The 8,591-nt window shown below is 31.6% G+C and carries 8 protein-coding genes; 2 read left to right on the top strand and 6 right to left on the bottom strand.

All coding sequences use genetic code 11. The features are described 5' to 3' along the window. From SPD90_RS14350 to SPD90_RS14340, 3 genes are all read right to left on the bottom strand, one after another. On the bottom strand, positions 1 to 185 hold a 185-nt coding region (locus tag SPD90_RS14350; RefSeq protein WP_320925682.1), incomplete at its 3' end, for a DEAD/DEAH box helicase. Between the two features lie 133 nt (positions 186 to 318). Next, positions 319 to 480 (bottom strand): hypothetical protein, encoded by a 162-nt coding sequence (locus tag SPD90_RS14345; RefSeq protein WP_320925681.1) that lies wholly within the window; start codon positions 478 to 480, stop codon positions 319 to 321. A 177-nt stretch (positions 481 to 657) separates the two neighbouring features. After that, positions 658 to 1,611, bottom strand: a complete 954-nt coding sequence (locus SPD90_RS14340; protein ID WP_320925680.1) for a calcium/sodium antiporter — start codon at positions 1,609 to 1,611, stop codon at positions 658 to 660. A 383-nt stretch (positions 1,612 to 1,994) separates the two neighbouring features. Here SPD90_RS14340 and pflB point away from each other — a divergent pair, with 383 nt between their 5' ends. Together pflB and pflA are read left to right on the top strand one after the other, a co-directional pair. Beyond that, the gene (pflB, locus tag SPD90_RS14335) at positions 1,995 to 4,229 is read left to right on the top strand and encodes a formate C-acetyltransferase (RefSeq protein ID WP_320624100.1); all 2,235 of its coding nucleotides are present in this window, start codon (positions 1,995 to 1,997) and stop codon (positions 4,227 to 4,229) included. 260 nt (positions 4,230 to 4,489) lie between these two features. Then, positions 4,490 to 5,236: a pyruvate formate-lyase-activating protein gene (pflA, locus tag SPD90_RS14330; protein ID WP_320925679.1), complete on the top strand. Its 747-nt coding sequence runs from the start codon at positions 4,490 to 4,492 to the stop codon at positions 5,234 to 5,236. A 165-nt stretch (positions 5,237 to 5,401) separates the two neighbouring features. On the opposite strand, the gene crcB is transcribed toward pflA, so the two are convergent. The 3 genes from crcB to SPD90_RS14315 are packed head-to-tail and all read right to left on the bottom strand — an operon-like array spanning position 5,402 to position 8,197. Next, complete coding sequence (gene crcB, locus SPD90_RS14325) at positions 5,402 to 5,782, bottom strand: fluoride efflux transporter CrcB (protein ID WP_320624098.1); 381 nt, start codon at positions 5,780 to 5,782, stop codon at positions 5,402 to 5,404. A 13-nt stretch (positions 5,783 to 5,795) separates the two neighbouring features. Next, positions 5,796 to 6,989: a tRNA uracil 4-sulfurtransferase ThiI gene (gene thiI, locus SPD90_RS14320; RefSeq protein ID WP_320624097.1), complete on the bottom strand. Its 1,194-nt coding sequence runs from the start codon at positions 6,987 to 6,989 to the stop codon at positions 5,796 to 5,798. A 53-nt stretch (positions 6,990 to 7,042) separates the two neighbouring features. Beyond that, a complete protein-coding gene (locus SPD90_RS14315) occupies positions 7,043 to 8,197 on the bottom strand; it encodes a cysteine desulfurase family protein (protein WP_320925678.1) in 1,155 nt (384 codons plus the stop codon). Positions 8,198 to 8,591 lie beyond the last annotated feature (394 nt).

The raw sequence follows: 8,591 nt of genomic DNA, 5'->3' as shown, positions 1-8,591 counted from the left end.
ATAGGTATACCGAATGCTGCAGTTTTTCCTGTCCCTGTTTGCGCTTGACCTATTACATCCTTTCCTGATAAAATCACTGGTATCGATTGAGCCTGTATTGGCGATGGCTCTTCAAATCCCATTTCCGCAATTGATCTTTTTATTTCATCACTAATTGATAAATCTTCAAATCTTGTTATACTCATATTAATTGTTTATTTCCTTTCCGTTTTCAAAATATCCTAACTTGTCTATTATATATTTTATTCAAATATTATGCAAACTTATTTTTGACCAAATTTAAACAATTTATACGAGCCGTAAATACTTACATATATACTAATAATTTTTTGTAGATTTTATCAATTTTACAATAAACTTAAATAAGTAGAAAAATACTACAATTAAAAGTAAAACATCTAAAATTATTCCTATTGTTTTAAACAGCAGCATTCCTCCTATACCGATTAAAACCATTAAGCTCCCATATGTTCTATTCATCCTCGCAAATTCTCTAGAATAAAATAAGTCGTATAAAAAGCTGTTTTTTATTTTTATAAAAAAGTTATTCTTTTTGCGATTATCTAAAGTCAGTTCATTTCCCCTATAAAAGCTTCTATCCGCCATCTATAAAAAAATATAACTAGCTTATATATTCTAGTTATATCAAATAATATATTAAACCATATATGTACAGTAGAGAACAGCCAAATAAGCTATATACGTACTAAGCATCAGAAATCCCTGTATTCTATACAATTTATTCTTTATAATAGTAGGAATTATTAATATTAAAACTAAAATTATCATAAACGGGTAATCAACTCTAATATTTTGTGACAATATAGGTATTTCGTTTGGAATAGATGAAATAGAAATTACAGAAATTATATTTAATATATTCGCTCCTAAAACATTACCAACACAGATTTCATGGTGCTTTTTCCTAACTGCCGTAATAGACGAAACTAATTCTGGAAGAGATGTTCCAAGTGCAATCACAGTTAAACTTATTATACCTTGTGGTATACCTATAAAGCTCGCAATCTCTACTCCATTATCTACTAATAATCTAGAACCGACTATCATCATCGCTAATCCCATGAAAAAATAAACTACTATCTTTATCGTCGACATTTCATTTTGTTGTGTTAAACAATAATAAAGGTAATTTTTATTAGTATTATTTAATACACTTTTATAATTAGTATACATATATACTCCTAAAATAATTAATAATACGCATCCATCGATTTTTGTAATTGCACCATCTAATCCTAAAATTATAAGAGCTATAATCGATACTAATAATATAATAGACTTTGATGCAAATGTTTTTCTATCTGTATTAAAAGGACTTATAAGCACAACCATGCCCAATATCAATCCAGTGTTACAGATTATAGAACCAACTGCATTTCCTAGACTCATGGTTGTATGATTGTCAATAGATGCAAATAAAGATACCGTAAGCTCTGGCAATGTAGTCGCAAAGCTCACTATAGTCGCACCTAAAATCAATTCCGAGATATTGGTCCTTCTGCCAATTTCTACAGTTGAATTTATAAAAAAATCTGCACCCTTAGATATCAATATAAAACCTATTATAAATAAAATAGTTACAATTATCATATCACACCTCCTATATATAATAGATATTCATATTTTCTAAAAAAAATTATAACTAATTTTAATCAATCAAAATTTCCCGCAAATACTGTAGGTGCAACAACCTACTGATATCTGTAAAATTGAAATAAACCATAAAAATAAAATTTTATTTATATTTAAGTTTAAGTTTTTTATTAATGGGTAAATTTTAAAATATAATAATATTAAATAATACGATAAAAATATTGTATACAATATACTTAATCTATGATATTATTATCATAGAAAAATGACATATATCTAGCTAGATTTTTTAAATATTTTTTAAGGAATATAAATTCCTATACGTTACAAAATAAATAATAAAATCCAAACTATACAACGACATTGAGGAGGATGCACATATGAATAATGCATGGCAAGGATTCAAAGAAGGCAGATGGACTAAAGAAATAGATGTTAGAGGATTTATCCAAGCTAACTACACTCCATATGAAGGAGATAGCTCATTCTTAGCTGGAGCTACTGAAAATACTAAAAAATTATGGGATGAAGTCCTAGAATTATTTAAAAAAGAAAGAGAAAACGGAGGAACATTAGACGTAGATACTAAAACTGTATCTGCTATAGATGCTTATGCTCCTGGTTATATAGATAAAAATTTAGAAACTATAGTTGGTCTACAAACTGACGCTCCTTTAAAGAGAGCTATAATGCCTGAAGGCGGTATAAGAATGGTTGAAAGCTCTTGTAAGGCTTACGGATTTGAATGTGACCCACAAGTAAGTGAAATATTCACTAAATATAGAAAAACTCACAACCAAGGTGTTTTCGATGCCTATACTACAGAGATGAGAGCTGCTAGAAAATCTGGTATAATAACAGGTCTTCCAGATGCTTACGGTAGAGGTAGAATAATAGGAGACTACAGAAGAGTTGCTCTATACGGTGTTGATAGATTAATAGAAGACAAAATGGAACAAAAATTATCTCTTGAAGTTTCTTGCATAGATGAAGAGGTAATCAGATTAAGAGAAGAATTATCAGATCAAATAAAAGCTCTAGAAGCATTAAAGAGAATGGCTCAAAGCTACGGATTCGATATATCTAAACCAGCTACTAACTCTAAAGAAGCCGTACAATGGTTATACTTTGGATACTTAGCAGCCATAAAAGACCAAAACGGTGCTGCGATGTCTATAGGTAGAACTTCTACTTTCTTAGATATATACTTCGAAAGAGATCTAAAAGCTGGACTTATAACTGAAGAAGAAGTTCAAGAATTAATGGACCATTTCGTTATGAAATTAAGAATGGTTAAATTCTTAAGAACTCCAGATTACAATGATTTATTCTCAGGTGACCCAACTTGGGTAACAGAATCAATCGGTGGTATGGGTATAGATGGTAGAACATTAGTAACTAAAAACTCATTCAGAGTTTTAAACACATTATACACTCTTGGACCATCACCAGAACCAAACTTAACAGTACTTTGGTCAAACCACTTCCCACAAGGATTTAAAGATTTCTGTTCTCAAGTATCTATAGATACAAGTTCTGTTCAATACGAAAATGACGACTTAATGAGACCATACTGGGGAGATGACTACGGTATAGCTTGTTGTGTATCTGCAATGAAAATAGGTAAACAAATGCAGTTCTTCGGAGCTAGAGTTAACTTAGCTAAAACTTTACTATACGCTATAAACGGTGGAGTTGACGAAAAATCAGGTGTTCAAGTTGGACCAAGATTCGAGCCAATAACTTCTGAATACTTAGATTACGATGAAGTTATGAAGAGATTCGAGCCTTTCACTGATTGGTTAGCTAATTTATATGTAAATACATTAAATGTAATCCACTATATGCACGACAAATACTCTTATGAAGCTTTAGAAATGGCTTTACACGATAGAGATGTATTTAGAACTATGGCTTGTGGTATAGCAGGACTTTCAGTTTGTGCTGACTCTTTATCAGCTATAAAATACGCTAAAGTTAGAACTATAAGAAACGAAGCTGGTGTAGCAGTAGATTTCGAGGTTGAAGGAGACTATCCAAAATACGGAAACAATGACGATAGAGTTGATGATATAGCAGTATACTTAGTTGAATCTATGATGAACAAAATAAGAAAAAATAAAACTTACAGAAATGCTTATCACACTCAATCAATTCTTACTATAACTTCAAACGTTGTTTACGGTAAGAAAACTGGTAATACTCCTTGTGGTAGAAAAGCTGGTGAACCATTTGCTCCAGGTGCTAACCCAATGCACGGAAGAGATAGCAGCGGTGCTTTAGCTTCTTTATCATCAGTTGCTAAATTACCATATGAGCATTCTCAAGATGGTATATCTAATACTTTCTCTATAGTTCCAGGTGCTCTTGGAAAAACTCCAGAAGAAAGAATTAAGAACTTATCATCAATGATGGACGGATATTTCGGACAAAACGCTCATCACTTAAACGTAAACGTATTTGATAGAGCTACTTTAGAAGACGCTATGGAACATCCAGAAGAATATCCTCAATTAACTATAAGAGTTTCTGGATATGCTGTAAACTTTATAAAATTAACAAGAGAACAACAATTAGACGTTATAAATAGAACTTTCCACGGAAAAATGGCTTAATTTATCGTAATATAACGTAATATTTATTTCAAAAGTCCAGAAAATATTTTTTATTTTTCTGGACTTTTACATAATATTAATTATTTTTTGGTAGACATTTCTAAATTATTGATTTATAATATCATATATACTTTTGTTGTATACAATATATTCCATTTTAGTTTAGAGATTCTACTTTTATTTTAATCACTAGAATATATTTTTTTATTTTAGAAATTATATTCTATACAAAGATAATCTAATTCTATATGGAGGATAATATGTTGAAAGCAAAGGTACATTCAATTGAAACTTTTGGTACTGTTGATGGACCAGGAATAAGGTATATAATATTTTTCCAAGGCTGTCCACTAAGATGTAAATACTGTCATAATAGAGACACTTGGGATAGAAATTGTGGCAAAGAATACACTGTTGACGAACTTATGCAGGATATAATCAAGTACGATTCTTATATGAAGTTTTCTGGCGGTGGCGTAACAGCCTCTGGTGGAGAAGCTACATTACAGGCAGAGTTTCTAACAGAGTTATTTGCTAGATGTAGAGAAATGGGCATACACACATGCCTAGATACATCAGGATTTGTCGATATCCAAAAAATCGATAAATTACTAGATTACACTGATCTTGTTTTACTAGATATAAAACATATGGACAGTGATAAATCTAAAAAATTAACTGGAGTTGGCAATGAGAAATCCCTTAAATTAGCCCGACATTTAGATGAGAGATGCATCCCAGTTTGGATTAGACAGGTTTTAATACCTGGCATCACAGACGATGTAGAGAATCTAAAAAGCTTGGGACAATTTATAGCTTCTCTAAATAACGTCGATAGAGTTGAATTACTACCTTACCACGGTATGGGAATTCACAAATGGGAAAGCATGGGACTTGAGTACGAGCTTAAGGACGTAAAAGAACCTACTGCTGAAGATGTTAAACGTGCCAGCGAAATTGTAGAAGCATACGGTGTATCTGTCTACAATAATCAACAAGTCAAATAGTATCCTTAATAGTCTAGGATGTTATTTATAAAAATGCCCTTATATATTTTTAAAGTTATTAAACTTTATAATTTTTTATACTTTGGAAGTCTGAATAAGACTTCTTTTTTATTTGCAATTTTTACATAAAAAAAAACCCAGATTCTAAATCTGAGTGTTTTTATATTAATTAGTTATTCCCATAATTATGCTTTTTCCTATTATAACTCCTATTAAGCTAAGAACAACATTTAAAGCTATATTAACCACTGCACTAGTGTAGCTTCCATCAGAAAAAAGTCCTACAGTTTCATAGCTAAAGGTAGAGAAAGTCGTAAGTCCTCCCATAAGTCCTGTAGTCAAAAATAATTTCATCTGTGGAGATACAACATCTGTTCTTGAGTTTAACTCCAAAATAAGCCCTATAAGCAATCCCCCTAAAATATTTACACATAAAGTCCCAACTGGTATCTTTCCTGTAAAAATCTTAGAAGCTTGCATAGATATAAGGTATCTTGAAATAGCGCCTATAAATCCTCCTAAACCTACACATAAAGCTTCTAACATCTACATCTTCTCCTTAAAATTCTACTACTTCAACTTCCATTTTTTCTATAGCATCTGCAATTAATCCTTCTACATCTAAAGCTGATTCATCTGATTCTATTCTATCAAGCTTAGGCTTAGTCACTGGTCTCTTTGGTGCAAATACTGAACAGCAATCTTCCTCTGGTATTATTGATGTTTCGAATGTTCCTATTTTTTTAGCTACTTCAATTATTTCTGATTTATCCATAGCTATTAGCGGTCTGAATACAGGCATGCTAACAGATGCATTTGTACAAGTTAGTCCTTGTATAGTTTGTGATGCAACCTGTCCTATACTTTCCCCTGTAACTAAAGCGTTACATCTTCTTTGTTTACCTACTTCTTCAGCTATTCTCATCATGAAACGTCTTGAGATTATTGTCATTTCTTCTTCTCTACAGTTCATTCCTATAGCTTTTTGGATTTCTAGTATATTGACCTTATGAAGTCTTACCTTTCCACAGTATTTAGCTAATATTCTAGCTAGGTCTCTTACCTTTTCCATTGATTTTTCACTTGTGAATGGATATGTGTGGAAGTGGATACATTCTACCTCTACACCTCTTTTTGCTACCATCCATGATGCAACTGGTGAGTCTATTCCTCCAGATAATAGAGACATCGCCTTGCCGTTAGTTCCTATAGGAAGTCCACCATAGCCAGGCACTGTATCGCTGTATGCTGCTATGTTGTGTTCTCTAAGCTCGCATTTTATTTTAACCTCTGGCTCTCTTAGATCTACTGGTATTTTGCCTTCAGTTTTGCTAAGTAAATATCCACCGATATCTATGCTCATTTCTTGTGATGTCATTCTGAAGGATTTGTCGCCTCTTCTACTTTCTACCTTGAAGCTCTTGTAGCCTTGCTCTATCTTTTCTTCTAGAACTTTAACTGCTGTGTCCTTTAGCATTTGATATGCTTCTTCTATATCGTCTGATTTTCTGTCTAATTTTATAACTGGACACACCCCAACTATACCGAAGACCTTTTTAACCTCTTCCATTACTTCTTCGTAATCGTAGTCGCCAAGCTCAACATATACTCTACCGTATTCTTTGTATACGTCAAATTTTCCTAATGGCTTTAACATATTTTTTATGTTTTTTATTAATTTATTTTCAAATATATATCTATTTTTTCCTTTGATTCCTATTTCTCCGTATTTTACAATTAACGCGTTATACACTTTTTCACGCTGCCAAAACTATTTTTTATTTGGCATACTCCTTTCTGTTTTATCTATCTTCTTCTACCTATTATCATTCTTAAATCTGATACTGATTCTTTTAATGCCTTTACAACTTCTCTTATTTCTTCTTCTGTGTTTAGATCACTTAAGCTGAATCTTATCGCTCCTTCGATTTCTTCAGCAGATAAACCTATAGCATTTAGTACGTGGCTTCCCTTTTTCTTAGAAGAGCAAGCAGAGCCTGTAGACACGTATATTTCCTTTTGTTCTAAATAATGAAGAAGTACTTCTCCTTTAACGCCTCTGAATGAAACATTTAAAACATGGCAAACTCCATCTTCTGGAGAATTTATCTTGACGTTATCTATATTTTCTACTATTTCCTTCTTTAGAAGGTCTCTAAGCGATTTTATCTTATCTATAGTTCCTTGTAAATCTTGATTTAATATTTCTACAGCCTTACCTAGTCCGTATATTCCTGGCACGTTTTCTGTTCCTGATCTCACACCGATTTCTTGTCCACCACCAGTAAGAAGAGGTTTTATTCTGTTGTTTTCTTTTACATACATAAATCCAATTCCCTTAGGTCCATGTAGCTTATGACCACTCACGCTCATGAAGTCTATATTGTATTTGGATGGTCTGAATTTTATCTTAGCATAAGATTGTACCGCATCTACATGAAAATAAACCTTTTGCTTTAGAGCTTTTAGATATTTACCGATCTCTTCTATAGGTTGAATAGCTCCTATTTCGTTGTTTACATGCATTGTAGATACTAAAAATGTGTCGTCCTTTATAGCATTTTTTAAATCGTCTATTGATATTTTTCCTTGTGAATCTACTGGTAAATAAGTCACTTCAAATCCTTGCTCTTCTAAATCCTTTAAAGTATTTAGAACAGAAGGATGCTCTATACATGTAGATATTATGTGTTTTTTAGTTTTTTTATTTAAATTAGCAACACTTCTTATAATAGTATTGTTACATTCTGTACCACCTGATGTAAAATATATCTCGGTTTCCTTAGCTCCTAAGCTTCTCGCAATATTTCTTCTGATTTCTTTTATTTCTCTCTCAACCTCTATACCCTTTTTGTATATAGCTGATGGATTTCCGTATTGATTAGTAAGAGCCACAACCATCTTGTCCACTACTTCTGGATAAGGCTTAGTTGTCGCGCTGTTATCTAAATATATTTCCAATTAATACACCGTCCTTTCTGTAAATAACTCATAATATTATACCATTAATAGATTCACTTTTTAAGGGATTGATTTCAAAAATTTAATTATTAAATTGAAAAGTTAATTCTATGATTGCATTTAATTTTAAATATTATTAGTTATATTATTTTAATTTTTTGAACATAATATAACATATATCTGAGATAACTTTTGAATATACCTGTATAAAACAATTACTTATAATTATTCTTTGAGAATATTTACCAGTTGCAGTTTTTGTCGAAATTTGATATTATATATTCAAGGTTATCCCCCAGATAGCCATACTAATATTTCTATTCGAATACCCCTTTTGAGAATAGACTTTATATTATTTATTATTGTTAAATTGAAACGGAATCAGTTTGACCCC

This window comes from Intestinibacter sp., assembly GCF_034113885.1.
Lineage (GTDB): Bacteria > Bacillota > Clostridia > Peptostreptococcales > Peptostreptococcaceae > Intestinibacter.
The sequence above is the reverse complement of the archived record's forward strand: the minus strand, read 5'-3'. Positions and strand labels throughout refer to the sequence as shown.